Origin of the sequence: Dyadobacter frigoris (assembly GCF_005280585.1) — a bacterium.
Lineage (GTDB): Bacteria > Bacteroidota > Bacteroidia > Cytophagales > Spirosomataceae > Dyadobacter > Dyadobacter frigoris.
This window is the reverse complement of sequence record NZ_SZVO01000007.1, coordinates 335,056-353,087: the sequence shown is the minus strand read 5'-3', so window position 1 is coordinate 353,087 and position 18,032 is coordinate 335,056. Positions and strand designations below refer to the sequence as shown.

Genomic DNA, 18,032 nt, shown 5'->3' with positions numbered 1-18,032 from the left:
GCTTTTTGTTTAATTATTTTTTAGCGGGCGGCGGCGGCGGAGTTAATGGCGCTTTTGGAGAAACTGGTGCTGCTTTTGGAGCTGCTGGTGGCGGAGGTGGTGGAATTGATACGGAAATTCTCCTGGCAGAAGCTGCCTTAGGGGCTGCCGGCGCTCTCGGTGCTTTTGCTGGTCTTGGTGGTGCAGGATGTAAATCTTTCAGTCCCAAGGAAGCCAGTCCCATATTCTTGCCTATTTCATCCATCTTACCGCTCAATTGATCCATTTCTTTTTCCATCTCACGATAAGGATCACCTGCTTTTTCTGCTTCTTTCAGGTTATTTGCGAGATCGGCATTTAGTTTGGTGATGACCTGTTCCTGCGCTTTGATCTGTTGTTCAAAATCGGCGAGTTGTTTTTCAAGATCAGTCTCGTTCAGTTTTGTTTTTGATTTAACATCAGGATGCAAAAGATTAGAACGTTTTTCCAGTAATCCCTGACGGATCTCATTAGCATTATCTTTTTTCCAATCAATTTTTTCGCGGTCTCTGTCAAAATGCTCCATTTCAAATTGACGTTTTTCCATTTCAAGTTGTAGCTCATTCATCCGGGTTTGTAACGGCTCCATTTCTTTCTGTAAAACGGCCATTTTTTGATGGAATTCATTCATCTTACTTTTAAGAGAATCACTCATAAACGGAAGTTCCGATTCATCAAAATCTTCATTAATGTTTATATTGATGTTTTCATTAATCTCGGGTATTTCAATATCAATCTCGGGTTCAACATCCACAACTACCCCGTTTTCATCTCTTACTGAAACATTTCTGGATTGTCTCGAGGCAGCCTGATGTGTTTTGGCTTTCGCTTTTTTCTTCTTTAAAGTATCCTGTCCAACAGCATAAACAGAAACGCCGATCAATGCAGCGATAAATAACATCGTAACCGGTAACCCGCCAAAAATTCGGGTCGACTTGGGAGCAACGCCCAATACGCGTTTTACACGTTGTAATAAAAGTGGTTTTTTAGAAGCAAAAGCCATAGCTAATGAATGATTTGTTTTAAATTCTGCAATTCCAACCAATGCGTGGGCTAACGAAAGGCGATCTCCGCAAGCTTCAATAGCCAGATCATCACAGCAATGTTCACGTTCAACCCGAACTCTTTCGGACAACCACCAAAGTGCAGGATGGAAGAAGAAAACGACTTCAATGAAGGATTGCAGCATATTGATAAGATAATCATGGCGGCGAATATGTGCAAGCTCATGCGCAAGAATGGCCTCAATCTGAGCCGTAGGAAAACCTAATAATAATCCGATTGGAATTAATACCACCGGCTGTAACGTTCCAATCACCATGGGCGTCAGGATTTTTGAAGATTCTTTAAGTTCTATGGATTGATAGACTTTCAGTTTCGCCGTCAACACACCAAATCTCGCTCTCCATTCCTTGTTCATAACCAACCGTGAATTGTGGCGAAGGTATTCGGTGTAAATCCATCCTCCAAGAAATCTTACTACCAAAACAGCAGCTCCTATAAGCCAGCAAATGACAAGCTCCTGTATATGTGCAGTCAGCCAAAGCTGAACTTTGGAAGTCAGGGAAAGTTCGTAAGTTAATGTTTTCCAGTCTGCTACGTTACCCGTTGTGGTTTTCAATGCGGTGCTTAAAATCTTGGGCGTAGCGTTGAAGTAATAATAGGAGAATGTTACAAGAGAAGAAATAACCTGGGTGGAAAGTGCCAGAATTCCTACGTTGTAACGAACCGCCGCGGGACTTTTTCTTAAAAGATATAGGGTAATACTGGCGATCAATACCAGCAAAGCACCCTGCCATAAGGAATGAACCAGCATCCATCCGAACGATGAAATGAGCGCATCAGAGAATAAGTTGAAAAACGATTTCATGGCTATTTTTTGTTTTCAAGGTTGTTTAACAATTCACGAATTTCATCTAATTCTTCCTGGGACGTCGAATGATTTCCCAAAGCCTGCATCACCAAACGGGCTGCGGAGCCCCGGAACGTTGATTCAACAAAACGGCCAAGCAAATCCTGCTGTGTTTCTTCTTCGTCCAACAGTGCTACGTAAATGTGAGAGCGGCCGTTTTCGGTTCTGTACAAAACGCCTTTGTCATGCATAATCTGCATAAGTTTTAATGTCGTTGTATAACCTGTGTCTTTGGATGCGGATAGGAAATCGTGAACTTGTCTGACGGTAGAAGGTCCTTCTTTCCATAAGTAGTTCAAAATTTCCAGTTCAGATTCAGTTGGTTTTATTATCATGGCTAATAAATTTTTATTAAATTGATTATTAATACGCAGGATCAAATTTGTCGCCTACGATTAAGTTCGTATCAAATGTCTACGAAAATATTCGTATTTGCAAACATCTATTACGATTATTTTCGTACTTAGGTGAAAAGTCAATGAAAATTGGGTGCAAGTGATTGATTAGCAGATAAATAAAAAATGCCAGCAGAAAATTTCTACTGGCAGTTTTTAGTATTTTAACAAAAATTAAGATAATGAATATCTGAATTTTGATTGATTTTATTCTAAACGTATGTATTCAACATTACTGGCATAACCAGCATCAATATATCTTCATTTGCTTCCTGATCAACCGGAATAATCAAACCGGCACGATTTGGTGCAGAAAGCTCGAATGTGATCGTCTTGCTGGACAAGTTTCCAAGTACCTCAATAAGAAATTTAGCATTGAAGCCGATTTCCATATCGTCGCCATTGTATTCGCACATCAAACGTTCATTTGCTTCGTTTGAATAATCAAGATCTTCCGCAGAAATCACAAGATCATTCAAAGACATTTTTAAGCGAACCTGGTGTGTAGTACGGTTTGAATAAATAGAAATACGACGCAATGAGCTCAGAATTTCCATCCGGCCAATTGTCAATGTATTTGGATTGTTTGTAGGAATGGCATTTTCGTAATCCGGGAAACGCTCATCAATCAAACGACAGATCATACGGATATTTCCAAAACTGAAAAATGCATTTGAAGCAGTAAATTCGGCTTTCACAGGCACATCATCAGAAGGCAGACAAGATTTAAGCAAGTTCAAAGCCTTACGCTGAATGATCATCGACGTATCAACATCCGATTTGATATCAGAACGACGGTAGCGCACCAAACGGTGGCCATCCGTAGCTACAAATGTTGCATTTTCAACACCCATCTGAACAAAAACCCCTGTCATCGCAGGTCTAAGATCATCTGTACTGGTTGCAAACAATGTGTTCGCGATTGCTGCTCCCAAAGCGGAAGAAGACAGATCAACAGATTGTCCACGGTTTACAGACGGCGTTTTTGGGAAATCGATCGGGTTTTCGCCAGACAATTTATAACGTCCATTGTCTGAGATAATTTCTGTTCCGAAAGTTTCGCTGTTAACCTGAAGCGTGATAGGCTGCTCAGGAAGGCCGCGTAATGTATCCAGCAAAAGTTTTGCAGGAACGGCGATAGCGCCTTTTTCGGTAGATTCTACTTCGATTTCAGTAATCATAACGGTCTGCAAATCAGATGCAGTAACCGTTAAGCGATTACCTTCCAGGGAAAGTAAAAAATTTTCTAATATAGGTACGATAGGGTTCGTTGAAACGACACCATTAATTGCAGACAGTTGCTTGAGCAGTACCGATGACGAAACGACAAACTTCATAATTCGTGACGGAAGTGGTTAATTAAAAAATATAAAAAACCCAGGCAGATCTTTAAATCTGTCTGGTAGGGAACAAAAGTAAGAAAAAAAATGTACTCCGCCGCTTTATTATTAAGCGAATTTGCGCTTGCGGATATAGTAACGGATTGCTCCGAAGATGCCAAGAATAACCAGGGGTAAAAGAAGATTCAGTGCCTGCCAGAATTTCTTGTCTTTATGCACTGCAATTTTATCCAAAGCACGAATGCTGATCTGTTTGCTGCGTGAATTGATGATTCCATTTTCGTCTGTCATGTAGTCCAGGGCATGCATGACGAAATCTTTATTGCCGAAAATATTGCTCGAAGCACGGTCATAACCGAGCGGAAGCGGCGTATTTCTGCGGTAGTCATAATCATTAACCACAACATCGCCGTCTGCGCAGATAATGATTTTCCCCTGCCCCGTCGGCTTAAAAGTCTTGGAACGCGGATCGTTTGGTAAAATCCTGTTTTCGAAAAGCGAATTAAAAGTCCCTTCCAAAAGAACTGCGGCTAATTTCACACCTCCTTTGTACTCAGCAGGATCAGGCTGCTGACGTGCTTCATTATAGCCAACCAAAGCAGGCGTATTAACCAGATTGGTATAAGGAGAAGTCATCAAAAGTGGGATTTTTTGAATACCCGGTGCACCACCCACTGTGTCCAGAGAACTTAGGAAACGCGAATAAACGGCATCCGTATTTCTGGTGATCGGGCTTGGGCCGAAATTATTCAAAAGAGGAAAAAACCGCCATGGAACTGCTTTGATCTCGGGTTTATCGCCCATATTTCCAATATTCATTGGAATCGTTGCGCAATTCAAATCCTTGACAAGATTGTTATTGATCCTGGCTCCCCAACGGAAAAATAGGTCGTTCAGGTTTAAATCAAGTGGTTGTACGTAATTTCCTTCCAGACTTACGCTATCCACTTTCGCTCCGTCAACAAAAAAAAGCGCTTTGCCGCCGCCGATTACATATTGATCCAGTTTGTATTTTTCTTCCTCGGAAAAGGGAACATCCGGTTTCAAAATCATTAAAGCGTCAAGTCCTTCGTAGGTTTCCGGATCATTAACGACCATAAAAACATCATAACTTTGCTGCATCGTCGCGATGAGATCGCTTAGTCTGGCCGGCGGAAGTTTTTGTGTATGATTCACAAGTAAGCCCACTTTCTTTTTTGCAGGATTATCAAGCACGCGAATCGCAGAAGCCAATTGGAATTCCACGTTTTCGTAAGATTGATTCAATTGTTCTTCGGGAGTACTGCTTTTATTTCCTTTTAAGAGCTGGACAGGAATCGCAAGCGTATCAGCCTGAACAATGGCCCCCGGAAAAATTAGTTTTTCTGTACGTTTTCCATCTTCATTGGCGAAAAGATTAGTCGGTGTTAAGCCACGATCTACCAGATTCTGATATTGTTTTTTCCTTTCATCTTCACTTGCCGCATCAGACGGATCTGAAAACTGGAAGGATAAATGTCCGTTGGAATAGGTTTTAAATTCTTCGAGTGTTTCGCGGGTAGCACTTTCCAGACGCTCAAAACCAGGAGGAAATTCACCGGAAAGATAAACGTTGACAATCACGTTTTTATCCAAATTGCTCAACAGCCGCTTGGTCGCGTCCGAAATGGTATATCGCTTATCTTCTGTTAAATCCCAGCGGAAAAAGAACAAAGAAGCCAGCCAGTTAACTCCGGCCAGAATAATCAATACGAATAAGAACCTTAAAATTGTTTTCTTCATGAAGCAGTAACGCCCGTTTTTTAGCAAAAATATAAAAACTATACGGAGTTATTGCGGCAGGCTGTTATTTCTTGTATTTACAGCTTTTGTTATCCGCAGATTGGTAGTATGATTTGTAGTTGGAAGCTTTCGGATCCATGCAGCCTTGCAGGTTTAGTATTTCAATATCTTTAAAATCAATCGGGTGACTTTCTGCCTGTAATGCGATATAACCACTCGTTAACGGCGTACCGTCTTTTTTGATCCACTCTTCAGCATTACTAAAATGTCCGGCTTTAAAATCATGGTCTTTGCCCACATAACCGCCGCCGATTTTTGGTTTGGTAAATGTGAAAACAACATCGCCGTTGATGATATGATGAACGATAGAATCGCCCAGAACAATTGCTTCGGCAGAAACCCATTGATCGCCATCGTAGGTTTTTGAAGTGGAGTTAATACAATGTGCCTGATCGATTTTCCCGTTAACCTCAACGATGGTACCCGGTGTGCAGAGATTTCCTGTGGTACGTTCTCCGGCATTTAATCCTCCCAGATATTGCATTTCCAGTGAAACCGGAAAATCCTGATCAAGGCCTAAACTGGCAGCAGATTGGGAATGCAACATGATACCGCTGTTACGGACATTCCAGGAAGCGCCGCCTGGGACCTGATTTCCGGTGAAACGATATTTCAGGCGTAGGCGGTAATGAGAAAACGGCTTGTAATAATACATATGGCCATATTCCGTGGTAAAAGTTTTGTATTCCTTATAATTCACCCGGATCATGCCATCTTCTACGATGAAGGTATTTTTATAATTGTCATTAACCTTATGTCCTGCAATTTTAATATCCCAGTTTTTCAGGTCTTTCCCATTAAATAAAGACTGCCACTCTTCTTTTTCAGGATTATTTTGGGCGAAGGTGGTGTAGGAAAGTAAAAGGAAAAGAGATATAAACTTGCAGAATTTGGACATAATGGAATATCGTTTGTTTCGAAAAGGTGGCGTTTGGAGTTTCCTACTTGATAAATCAAGAATTTAAGATTGATCTATACAGGCTCCATAGAGCCTCCTGCTATTTTCAGGAAACTCCAAAAGGAGTTATATTGATGCCGAGATACTTTCTGGCTATAAACAGGACGCCCTTACAGGGCGATGAAATTCAAAACTATGAAGCAAGAACCACTAGTGCCGGAATTATTGCAGGAAGCTTTCAATCGCTTTTCAACTTTGGAAACCGAAGAAGAAAAGGCGCAGTTTTGGAAGGAGCTGGCTAAAAATTCAAGTGAAATTTCTCCTGAAATTCTTAACCAACTTTTGCAAAATGGAGTTTTGAATTTATCAGAAAGAGTAAAGACTTTACACCAAACGGTCAAAGAAAAACCCCCTGCCTGACTATCTCCTTTTTCTCCGCTGCTTATCTTTTGGTGCAGCCGCTGAAGGCTTGCTTCTCCTCGAAGATGCTGGTTTTCCAGAATCCCGTGAAGACGATCCACGAGAACTTCTCCCACTTTTCTCATCAAATCCACCACCATTTCGTGAACGAATCGATGATGTTGTATTACCAGCCAAATACAAATCCATACTTCTGCGCGCCAGATTCGTATCTTTTACCTGTACTTTCACAGCATCTCCAAACGTGTAAATCTTTTTGGTACGCTGGCCTATCAGACGGTAATTATCTTTATCGTGTTCGTAATAATCATCACCTAAGTCATTCATCCTCACCAATCCTTCCGAAGCCGTTTCTGTGATTTCAACAAAAATCCCGAATTCGGTCACGCCGGTGATGATGCCATCGAAAACACGATCCTTGTCCATCGTGCTCATGAATTCAACCTGTTTGTATTTGATCGAAGCACGTTCTGCGTCAGACGCTAATCTTTCGCGTTCGGACGAATGTTTGCAGGCACTTTCGTAGGTTTCGCTGTTCACCGATTCTCCGCCGTTCAGATAATGCTGCAATAATCGATGCGCCATTACATCCGGATATCGACGGATTGGGGAGGTAAAATGCGTGTAACGTTTGAAAGCCAATCCAAAATGCCCCAGATCTTCAACGCTGTATCTTGCCTTTGCCATTGTTCTTACGGCCAAAGATTCGATCAGGTTTTGTTCCGGTTTTCCTTCGACTTCATGAAGCATACTGTTCATGGATTTCGCGATTTGCTTTTCATCATCCACTTCCAGTTTATGACCAAGTTTGGCAACAAATGAAGCAAAGGTTTTCAAACGATCCGGATCCGGTGCTTCGTGAACACGATAGACCATCGTATTTTTCGTAGGGCCTTTGGAAAGAGAATAGACAAATTCCGCCACACGTTTATTCGCTAAAAGCATAAATTCTTCAATCAGCTTGTGCGAATCGTGGCGTTCTTTTTGGTAAACACCTAAGGGTTTTCCATTTTCATCCAGACGGAAACGTACTTCGGCCGTTTCGAAATTGATGGCCCCATTTTTAAAGCGTTCTTTCCTTAGTATTTTCGCGATGCTGTTCAGCAACGTTAATTCATTTGGATAATCTCCTTCTTTCGTATCCAAAACCTGCTGGGCTTCTTCATATGAATAGCGGCGTTCCGAATGGATTACCGTTCTTCCAAACCATTCTTTCAAAATTTTGCCTTTCGGGCTCAACTCAAAAACAGCTGAAAAAGCCAGCCTATCCTCATTTGGACGGAGTGAACAAAGATTATTGGACAATTTTTCCGGAAGCATCGGCACCGTCCGGTCGACAAGATATACCGAAGTTGCGCGACGATTAGCTTCTTTTTCAAGCTCCGTTCCCGGACGTACATAATGTGACACGTCAGCGATATGCACACCAACCTCCACATTACCCTCGTCCAGATAACGCACCGAAAGCGCGTCATCAAAATCCTTCGCATCAGCAGGGTCAATCGTAAATGTTAAAGTTGCACGCATGTCACGACGCTTCAAAATTTCCTCTTTTGGAATAACATCCGGAATTTTCTGCGCCTCTTTTTCAACCGATTCAGGGAATTCGTAGGGCAAGCCAAATTCAGCCAGGATCGCGTGCATTTCTACATCATTCTCTCCCGCTTGTCCTAAAACATGCACAACTTCTCCCTCCGGCTGACGCGTTCTTGTTGGCCAGGTGGTCATTTTTATAATTACTTTATCGCCATTCGAAGCACCATGAAGATGTTCCGGTTCGAGGAAAATCGGGTCAAATAATTTTTTATGATCAGGCTGAACCACAGCATATTTCGGCCACACCTCAATGATTCCAACGATTTCTCTTTGTGATCTTTCAACGATTTCAACTACACGGCCTTCCACTCTGGTTTTTCCGGAATCTCCACGGCTCGTTTGTTGTCTTCTTCCTGATTTGGAAAGAATCTGAACCTTCACGATATCACCATCCCAGGCGCCGTTGAGCAATTCGGTTTCCACATATATATCATCTTCTCGACCTTCGATGATCACAAAAGCAAAACCTTTGTTCACACGGTCGACACGGCCTATTAAACCTGGATCTACCTGTGGTTTGTTGGGAGAAGCGGAAAAAGTACCATCTGCGTTTGAAATGATACGTCCGGCTTCCTGAAGTTCATGAAGGATTTCATTAAAAAGTGCCCGTACTTTTCGATCTTCCACACCAAAATGTCCATGTACGTCAAAAGGACGAAATGAATGTTCACTGTTCAGGTCGAAAAATGCCGCAATATCTGCTTTCAGATTATCAATATAGGATACAATATTATGCGGCGCATTAACTGTCTTATTTTCTTTAAATTCTTTGTTTGGTTTTTTATCTCTCATGAAGTTTTATGAGTAATTGTTGATTAAGGAAGGTGGAATAATTGTCTTGTTAAACTAATCAATTTATTCCACTCTTGTAATATTAGCGGCTCGCACGGGCTGAAAACTATTCATTTTCAAATATAATTGCGCCAGTACGACCACGTCTTCTCTGCAATATCGGCAAATTTTAGCGAGATCGTTCTCCTCGTAATAAACGCGCGTTACCTGATCGCCGCTCATTTCATTTTTGCTGCCGGGTATATCAAAAACCGCGGCCAGCAAATCCAGGGAAGTATAACTCTTGTAATCACCGAATTTCCAGAGATCCATTGTATCCTGATGCAGGATTTCCCAGGGCTTTTTACCGGTAATCTGTAATGCTTTTGGAATTTCAATGCCCAAAATAAGCATACGGCGGCAAAGAAACGGGAAGTCAAATTCTCTGCCGTTGTGGGCACAGAGAATGAGTTGTTCTGCTGGATATTTTTCTATCAGTGCTTTAAATTCAAGCAAAAGATTAACCTCATCGTCGCCGGAGAAGCTGCGGACTTTGAAGGCCATCTCATTATTTTCATCCCAATAAAATGCACCGAAGGCAATACAGACGATCTTGCCAAATTCTGCATAAATGGCACTGCGATCGTAAAAATATTCTTCATTGGAAATGGTATCGTCACCCTTTCTCAGCGTTATCGTTTTCTTATCCCAAAGCTTTTGCATCCGCTCCGGAAGCTGATCATACGAAGCGTAACCCGCTACGGTTTCGATGTCAAGAAGGAGAAAGTTTTTTGCTTTGCGGCGAAATTCATCTGTCATAGTGTGTGGTTCATTTATGCTTTAATCATGCAGGACACCTTCAAGACCAAGCGGCTCAATTTTGATAATATTGTCTTCTACAATACTGTCAGGAACGAAGATAAACTTTTTATCGTAAATCTGATTTCCAAGGAAATAGCTGATCCAGAATTCGTTATTCAATGGAAAAACATCCGGCATGATCGGCTCTACAACTACGTAATCCGCTGGTCTAATTTCAGGAAAAAAATGACGTAGTGTCGACGTTTTGATAGCTGCGTTTATACCAGATTCCGTATTTCCGTAACCCTTGGAAGTAACAAAAACACCGGTAATCGGCTGATCGTTTCTATTAATTACAATGACATTCCATTGCGCCTCATTCAATTCGTCGATTGTGCGGATAATTGCCACCTTAACGCCTTCTACCGGATGAAATATAATATCCTTCTTCATTCTTTTCCTTTATGCTTAATTTTCTAAAATATCTGTTTTCGAATAATATGGATTTGTCCAGATCATTTCAAAAAGACGACCTAAATGATTTTTTAACTGTGACGAAACTTCATCAAAATCAACTTCGTGCCCAAGTTCCTGGGAAATCGATGTAACGGCCTTGTCTTCAATCCCGCACGGAACAATGTTTCCAAAGTAAGTCAGATCCGTATTTACATTCAAAGCAAATCCGTGCATTGTAACCCAACGGCTGGCTTTTACGCCCATTGCACAGATCTTTCTTGGATTTCTTTGATCAACAAAATCGATCCAGACTCCCGTTAATCCACTGATTCTTCCCGCACTGATATTGTAATCGGCCAAGGTAAGAATAATCGCTTCTTCCAGAGTCCTCATATATTTGTGAATATCTGTGAAAAAATTGTCAAGATCAAGAATCGGATATCCTACAAGTTGTCCAGGACCGTGGTACGTAATATCTCCACCGCGATTAATTTTATAAAACTTTGCCTGGTTCTGGCTCAGATCGTCTTCACTCAGTAATAAATGATCCAGTTTTCCACTTTTCCCCAAGGTATAAACATGCGGATGTTCACAGAAAATTACCCGGTTTGGCGTAATCAATTGCTCATCAGCAGGAAGTGTGCGGTTTTGGGTTTTAACAGAAATCGTTTCAGCAAAAAGTTTTTCCTGGTAATCCCACGCTTCCTGATAATCGATCAGACCTAGATTCTGGAATTCTACTTGTTTATTAATGAGGGTATTCATGTCTGAAGGAAATCGATTTAACAACGGAAAATATCAAATCAAATGGTTTTAAACAAATTATGCCTTTTCGGCTGTGGTAAATCAAGTATTAATAATGGACAGTTTAATCGAAGATCGATTAAAACGCATAATCGATTTGAGATTTCTTTTACTTACTAATGAATAACACTATTTTGTACTAAAAATGTTCGAATGGCTATACACAACACGACCGGAAGCTGGGGTGAAACTCAGGCAACAACCTTTTTGGAAGGAAAAGGGTATGAAATTATTGAAAAAAATTACCGCCACAAACACGCGGAAATTGACCTGATTGTCAAGAAAAATAAAACCTTGATTTTTGTAGAAGTCAAAACCCGAAGCGGGACAGGCTTCGGAATGCCTGAGGAATTTGTGAATTATACCAAGGCGAAACTGATCATGAAAGCGGCAGAAAATTACATTTATGCCAAAGACTGGCATTTTGATATCAGGTTCGATATCGTCTCCATTTTAATTCTTTCCAGTGGAGGGATAAATATTAAACATATTGAGGACGCATTTTCGTGAGATAGTATTGTTTTGGTGCTTTGGAGTATTAAGATTAGTCTGGATTCTTTGTTTTGAAATATGGAATTCAATTATTGTTAGTGGTTTGTGAAATTTCCAGGGGACTCCTACGGAGTCGGGAATCCAGCTAAGGTAAATGCTAGCTATAAACAGGATGCTCCTATGGAGCGGGATAATTCCGAATGACCGATAATAGAATGTTTGATTCGAAATGCTTTTCAAGTTTCGGATATTTCCCTGCCACTTAGTGGCTTCTTGTTTATAGAAAACGCTGCTAACCACGACAAATCCTGGCTCCGTAGGAGCCTCCTGATGTTTGGTCTTACTATTCTTTGACCAGCGAAAAATTAAATATATTGTAGGTGCATTTTTGCTAGAAAATAGGATGGAAATACTTTGGAATAGAAGGGGACGGAAAAATCTAAAAAAGCAAACCGTAGATATTTCCAGGCGACTCCTAGGGAGTCAGGAAGGCGAGTAGCGACATTTAAGCTATAAACAGGATGCTCCTATCGGAGCGCGATAATTCCTGAATATCTAATATAATTAACAAGTTAAATTCATAAAATGTATTTGAGATTTCCAGATATTTCCCAGCCACTTGGTGGCTTCCTGTTTATAGAAAATTCTTGTTAATCACCGAAACCCGGCACCGTAGGAGCCTCGTGATGTTTGGCCTAACTATTGTTTTGACCGGCGAAAAATCAAATATTGAAGATGCATTTTTGTGAGAAGATACGATTGAAATGTTTTGGAATTGATAAGAAGGGTATGAATAAAATCTAAAAGCGGATCCTGGAAATTTCCAGGCGACTCTTACGGAGTCAGGAAGACGAATCGTAGTATTTGAGCTATAAACAGGATGCTCCTATCGGAGCGGGATAATTGCTGAGTGGCGAATAAAATAGAAAATTTAGATTCGAAAAATGCCGTTTGTATTCCGAATATTTCCCAGCCACTTGGTGGCTTCCTGTTTATAGAAAATGCTTGCTAATCTCCAAAAACCCGGCTCCATAGGAGCCTCCTGATGTTGCTATATATTCCGATAAAACCGATGTGTAAAATTTTCTGCTCACTCTTTTTTATTCTGACTGCGATAAACGCCTACGCGCAGCCGACTACAAAACACGACCTTCAATTTGATTCTTTGGCAACCGTTTGGGATGAAGCAATTCCACTGGGAAATGGAACCATCGGTGCGTTGGTCTGGAATAATGGCAACAAATTACGTTTTTCCCTCGACCGGGCCGACATCTGGGATATGCGTCCCATGGCTGGTTTACATCGAAAAGAATTCAGCTACAAATGGGTGCAGCAACAAGTTGAAAAGAAAGATTACAAACCAGTACAACAATATTTTGACGCACCCTACAATAAAGAACCAGCTCCATCGAAAATCCCTGCAGGCGCATTGGAATTCGACTTTGCAGGGAAAGATAAAGTGAAATCCGTTCATCTTTCATTGGACAAAGCTTTATGTGAAGTGCAATGGGAAGGCGGAATGACATTGAAAACCTTTGTTCATGCGACAGAGCCCGTAGGTTGGTTTAAGTTTGAAAACGTTAAAACCGATATTATCCCGCAGTTAATCGCTCCAAAATATCATGGAAAATTATCGGGCGGTGAGGTTAATTCTCTGGTAGGAGATGATCTGGCCAGATTGGGCTATAAACAGGGAACGGTAAATCGGCAGGGAAACAGCATTACTTACAAACAGGTAGGCTGGGGCGGATTTACGTATGAGATAACGGTTCAGTGGAAAAAAATTGGAATAGGAATAATTGAAGGGGTATGGAGTATTTCGTCACAATACCCTGATAAAAAGCTGAACCCCGTCTCCTATTCATTTGTCAAGACAACTATTTTGCATGGATTTGAAAAGGACTTTTTAAGTCATGCAAACTGGTGGAAAAAATTCTGGAACCAATCAGCGATCCATGTCCCCGACCCTGTTATTGAAAAAGAATGGTATCTCGAACAATATAAATTCGGCTCAGCTGCCCGCCGAGGCGCTCCTCCCATTTCTTTGCAGGCAGTCTGGACGGCAGATAACGGAAGGATCCCGCCATGGAAAGGCGATTTTCATCATGATTTGAACACCCAGCTAAGTTACTGGCCAAGTTACAGTGGAAACCATCTGGAAGAAGGATTAGGCTATTTTGACCATCTGGATGAAAATCTGGCTAATTACAAACGTTATACCAAAATGTATTTTGGCGTCGATGGACTGGCTGTTCCCGGCGTAACCACGTTGGATGGAACGGAAATGGGTGGCTGGATTCAATATTCACTTTCGCCGACGGTTTCGTCCTGGCTGGCTCATCATTACTATTTGCAGTGGCGGTACAGCATGGATACAAATTTTCTGAAAAACCGCGCTTATCCGTGGGTGAAAGAAGTTTGTACTTTTCTTGAAAAGATAACGGTAAAAGACGAAAATGGTCAGCGGAAACTACCGATCAGTTCAAGTCCGGAAATAAAGGATAACAGTCTGGAAGCCTGGTTTCCACAGAATACAAATTACGATCTGGCACTAATGAAATTTTCTTTCGGAGCCGGAGCTGAACTTGCTTTGGAATTGGGTTTAGTAGCCGAATCTGATCATTGGAAAGACATACTTTCTGAGTTTGGAGATTATGCGATTACGGAAAACGAGGAATTAATGTTTGCACCCAATTTGCCCTATCAGGAATCACACCGGCATTTTTCGCATATGATGGCCATTCATCCGTTGGGTTTAATTAAATGGGAAGACGGCGAAAAATCACAGGCAATTATAAAAAACACGATTGCATTACTGGATAAAGTGGGCCCTGACTGGTGGTGCGGATATTCCTATGCGTGGCTTGCTAACATGAAAGCACGCGCAAAAGATGGTGAAGGCGCAGCGAAAGATCTGTCCATTTTTGCCAAAGCCTTTGTATTGCCAAACAGTTTTCATGTCAATGGCGATCAGACGAAATCAGGTTTGTCAAAATTTACTTATAGGCCCTTTACGTTAGAAGGCAATTTCGCTTTTGCTGCCGGTTTGCAGGAAATGCTGCTTCAAAGTTATGCCGGATTTATTGAGATTATGCCAGCCGTTCCGGAATTATGGAAGGATATTGCTTTTGAAAAACTCAGGGCGGAAGGTGCTTTCCTTGTTAGTGCCAAAAAAGAAAACGGTCAAGTCACAGAAATTAAAATAGAAGCTGAAAAGGAAGGAGTTGCTACATTGAAATTACCTTTTAAAAAATATCAGGTTTTATCAGCCAAAGCTGTAAGTGCCAGTGTTCCGGAAGATGGCTTTATCGAATTGAAATGTAAAGCTGGTGGGAGCGTTGTGTTGAAAGTAGTTAATTGAATCAATCAAAACCATATTTTATTTTGCTAAATGCATATTGAATACGGGAAATAAGCTATTGAAATAAAAAATGGCGAAATTTAAAGGAAAGGAAGTATTTTTATAAATACGGGTTCTTTTAAATGATCAGTAAGTCAAGTTAAATTCAGTTCCTGACAATGAAAAAGTGGCAGTTTATTGGTTTGGGGGTGGCGGTGGTTTTATTATCATCCTTTTCCTGGTCGGGATTTTTCGACCATAAGGTTGATTATAATGAAGAAGTTAAACCAATATTGAACAAAAACTGCATGGGTTGCCATGGCGGTGTGAAGCAGGCGGGTGACGTAAGTTTTTTGTTTGAACATGAAATGCTGGAACCCGGGAAATCAGGTAAAATTCCTGTGGTGCGCGGTGATGCCGATGCCAGCGAAATGATACGCAGAATTCTATCGGAAGATCCGGACGAAAGAATGCCAAAAGGTGGTGCACATTTGAAGGAAGAGGATATCAAAATCCTGAAAAAATGGATTAATCAGGGTGCAAAATGGGAAACGCATTGGGCCTATAAAAGGATTGAAAAACCGGAGGTACCTGCCAATAAAAACCTTTGGAATTTTTTCGGATTGATTAATACCGGAAATGCCAATTGGCCTAAAAACGAAATCGATGAATTTGTCCTTCAAAAATTAAAACAAGAAAAACTTTCACCTTCTCCCGAAGCCGACAAAGCGACTTTAATTCGCCGCGTGAGTCTGGATTTAACCGGCCTGCCTCCTACTGAAAAAGAAGTTGCTGATTTTGAAAAGGATAACTCTGCCGAAGCTTATGAAAAAGTAGTGGACCGGCTTTTAAAATCACCATCCTATGGTGAACGCTGGACTTCCATGTGGATGGATCTTGCACGTTATGCAGACACGAAAGGCTACGAAAGTGATGGCGGAAGAAATATCTGGCGTTACCGGGATTATGTAGTGAAATCTTTCAACGCGGATAAACCTTTTGATCAGTTCACGATTGAACAATTGGCCGGTGATTTGATGCCGGAAAAGAAAACGGGAATGCCGTCGGATGAAAATATGATCGCCACGGCTTTTCACCGAAATACAATGATCAATAACGAAGGAGGAACAGACGATGAAGAATTCCGGGTAGCCGCTCAAATTGACCGTGTTAACACAACCTGGGAAGTTTGGCAGGGAACAACTTTCGCCTGTATACAATGTCACAGCCATCCTTATGACCCGATTCCTCATGAAGATTATTACAAATACATGGCGTTTTTTAACAATTCCCGCGATGAAGATGTATGGGATGAATGGCCGAAACTTCGTTTTTACAAAGGCGATGATTCGGCAAGGGTTGAAAAAGTGAAGTCCTGGATCAATAAACATAATCCCAAAGAGACGCAAAAATTCACGCAGTTTATGCGTGTGATGGAGCCGAAAATCAATGCGCATAGTATCGTCAAAGGTGATGAATCAACGGTTCTGCTGATTTCTTATTATGGTGTGAAGGATAAGGGAAATGCAAAAATTCCAAACGTCAACCTGACTGATGCTGGAAATCTGGTGTTGAATATTTCTACCAAAGCAGAAAATGCGGTGATGACTTTCCATTTAGATAAAATTGACGGACAGGTTATTTCCACAGTGAATGTTCCAACCAGAGATACCGTTTTGGTAACACCAATCCCGAAAATTTCCGGGAAACACGATATTTTTTTAACGCTAAAAAGCACCAAAAATCCAACAGAATGGGTGCGGATTACCTGGCTTGCATTTCAGGAAGCTTTGCCCGGATCCGGTGAACCGGAATATCCGGAAATCCTGAAAGATTATTCTACAATTCTAACCAAGTCAACGGAAAGTATGCCTGTGGTTTGGGAAGGAACGGGAGATTTTGCCAGAAAAACCAATGTTTTTGTCAGAGGAAACTGGTCGGTAAAAGGCGCTGAGGTAAAACCGGATGTTCCTAAATTATTGGCACCGATGCCAAAGGATTATCCAAAAAATCGGCTTGGACTGGCAAAATGGATGGTTAGCCGAGATAACGCATTAACTTCAAGAGTCATTGTAAACCGTTTTTGGGAGCAGTTATTTGGGAGAGGAATTGTGGAAACGGTTGAGGATTTCGGCTCGCAGGGAGCCGAACCTTCTCATCCCGAACTGCTGGATTGGCTCGCGGTAAACTTTATGGAAGATGATCATTGGAGCGTTAAAAAACTCCTGAAAACAATGGTCATGTCGGCTACTTATCAGCAAAGTTCAAAATCAGATAAAGCCAGACAAGAGCAGGATCCATATAACCGATTTATTTCAAGAGGTCCAAGAGTACGACTTAGCGCAGAACAGGTTCGTGATCAGGCGATGGCTGCTTGCGGTTTGCTTTCCAAAAAAATGTATGGTCCAAGTGTGATGCCACCGCAGCCGGAAGGAATCTGGTTATCGCCATATAGCGGCGAAAGCTGGAAAGTAAGCGAAGGAGAAGATAAATACCGGAGAGCGGTTTACACTTATTGGAAACGTACGGCGCCCTATCCTTCCATGACCACTTTTGATGCGCCAAGCCGTGAGTTTTGCCAGTCGAGAAGAATTCTGACCAATACACCTTTACAGGCTCTGGTAACGTTGAACGATCCTGTTTATCTGGAAGCTGCCGAAAAACTGGCGACAACGATGCAGAAACGAGGAAAAACGCCTGAACAGCAATTACGGGAGGGTTACAGACTTTTGACTTTCCAGCCAATCAACGATAAAAGTTTGCAGGTTTTGGTAAAAATATATGGTGACGCTTTGAAAACATACCGGGCCAGGCCATCCGATGTGGACAGTATTCTTGTGTATGGAAAAGAAAGGAAATCGCCGGAACTGGCCGCGCTGACTATTTCTGCCAATGTGATGTTAAACCTGGATAATGTGGTGACCAAGGAATAACCTGAGAAATTTTCTCTGATTCTAATGCTGATTAC

Annotated in this window: 13 protein-coding genes; 4 read left to right on the top strand and 9 right to left on the bottom strand. The window is 41.5% G+C overall.

Translation table 11 applies throughout. The features are described 5' to 3' along the window. Positions 1-13: 13 nt before the first annotated feature. The 5 genes from FDK13_RS16910 to FDK13_RS16890 form a co-directional block, all read right to left on the bottom strand. Complete coding sequence (locus FDK13_RS16910; RefSeq protein ID WP_137341179.1) at positions 14-1,888, bottom strand: M56 family metallopeptidase; 1,875 nt, start codon at positions 1,886-1,888, stop codon at positions 14-16. Between the two features lie 2 nt (positions 1,889-1,890). Continuing rightward, on the bottom strand, positions 1,891-2,265 hold the full coding sequence (locus FDK13_RS16905) for a BlaI/MecI/CopY family transcriptional regulator (protein WP_137341178.1): 375 nt from the start codon (positions 2,263-2,265) through the stop codon (positions 1,891-1,893). 272 nt (positions 2,266-2,537) lie between these two features. Then, positions 2,538-3,662: a DNA polymerase III subunit beta gene (gene dnaN / locus FDK13_RS16900; RefSeq protein WP_137341177.1), complete on the bottom strand. Its 1,125-nt coding sequence runs from the start codon at positions 3,660-3,662 to the stop codon at positions 2,538-2,540. Positions 3,663-3,773: 111 nt separating this feature from the next. Next, positions 3,774-5,426: a gliding motility-associated ABC transporter substrate-binding protein GldG gene (gldG, locus tag FDK13_RS16895; RefSeq protein ID WP_137341176.1), complete on the bottom strand. Its 1,653-nt coding sequence runs from the start codon at positions 5,424-5,426 to the stop codon at positions 3,774-3,776. Between the two features lie 64 nt (positions 5,427-5,490). After that, positions 5,491-6,384 carry a 3-keto-disaccharide hydrolase gene (locus tag FDK13_RS16890; protein ID WP_137341175.1) on the bottom strand — a complete coding sequence of 298 codons (894 nt, stop codon included), beginning with the start codon at positions 6,382-6,384 and terminating at the stop codon, positions 5,491-5,493. A 195-nt stretch (positions 6,385-6,579) separates the two neighbouring features. On the opposite strand from FDK13_RS16890, the gene FDK13_RS16885 reads away from it, so the two are divergent. Further along, positions 6,580-6,804 (top strand): hypothetical protein, encoded by a 225-nt coding sequence (locus FDK13_RS16885; RefSeq protein WP_137341174.1) that lies wholly within the window; start codon positions 6,580-6,582, stop codon positions 6,802-6,804. Here FDK13_RS16885 and rnr read toward each other — a convergent pair whose 3' ends face one another. The 4 genes from rnr to lipB all read right to left on the bottom strand — a co-directional run bounded on the left by rnr (position 6,805) and on the right by lipB (position 11,193). Next, positions 6,805-9,192 carry a ribonuclease R gene (gene rnr, locus FDK13_RS16880; RefSeq protein ID WP_137341173.1) on the bottom strand — a complete coding sequence of 796 codons (2,388 nt, stop codon included), beginning with the start codon at positions 9,190-9,192 and terminating at the stop codon, positions 6,805-6,807. It abuts the gene before it with no gap. Between the two features lie 63 nt (positions 9,193-9,255). Further along, positions 9,256-9,990 carry a 3'-5' exonuclease gene (locus tag FDK13_RS16875; protein ID WP_137341172.1) on the bottom strand — a complete coding sequence of 245 codons (735 nt, stop codon included), beginning with the start codon at positions 9,988-9,990 and terminating at the stop codon, positions 9,256-9,258. A 21-nt stretch (positions 9,991-10,011) separates the two neighbouring features. Continuing rightward, positions 10,012-10,425 (bottom strand): hypothetical protein, encoded by a 414-nt coding sequence (locus FDK13_RS16870; protein ID WP_137341171.1) that lies wholly within the window; start codon positions 10,423-10,425, stop codon positions 10,012-10,014. 15 nt (positions 10,426-10,440) lie between these two features. Continuing rightward, a complete protein-coding gene (gene lipB / locus FDK13_RS16865; protein ID WP_137341170.1) occupies positions 10,441-11,193 on the bottom strand; it encodes a lipoyl(octanoyl) transferase LipB in 753 nt (250 codons plus the stop codon). A gap of 192 nt (positions 11,194-11,385) precedes the next feature. Between lipB and FDK13_RS16860 the strand changes: the two genes are divergently transcribed. The 3 genes from FDK13_RS16860 (at position 11,386) to FDK13_RS16850 (ending at position 17,997) form a co-directional block, all read left to right on the top strand. Continuing rightward, positions 11,386-11,742, top strand: coding sequence for a YraN family protein (locus FDK13_RS16860; protein ID WP_137341169.1), 357 nt, complete (start codon positions 11,386-11,388; stop codon positions 11,740-11,742). Positions 11,743-12,769: 1,027 nt separating this feature from the next. Beyond that, on the top strand, positions 12,770-15,085 hold the full coding sequence (locus FDK13_RS16855) for a glycosyl hydrolase family 95 catalytic domain-containing protein (protein WP_220417375.1): 2,316 nt from the start codon (positions 12,770-12,772) through the stop codon (positions 15,083-15,085). A 158-nt stretch (positions 15,086-15,243) separates the two neighbouring features. After that, the gene (locus tag FDK13_RS16850) at positions 15,244-17,997 is read left to right on the top strand and encodes a DUF1553 domain-containing protein (protein WP_137341167.1); all 2,754 of its coding nucleotides are present in this window, start codon (positions 15,244-15,246) and stop codon (positions 17,995-17,997) included. Positions 17,998-18,032 lie beyond the last annotated feature (35 nt).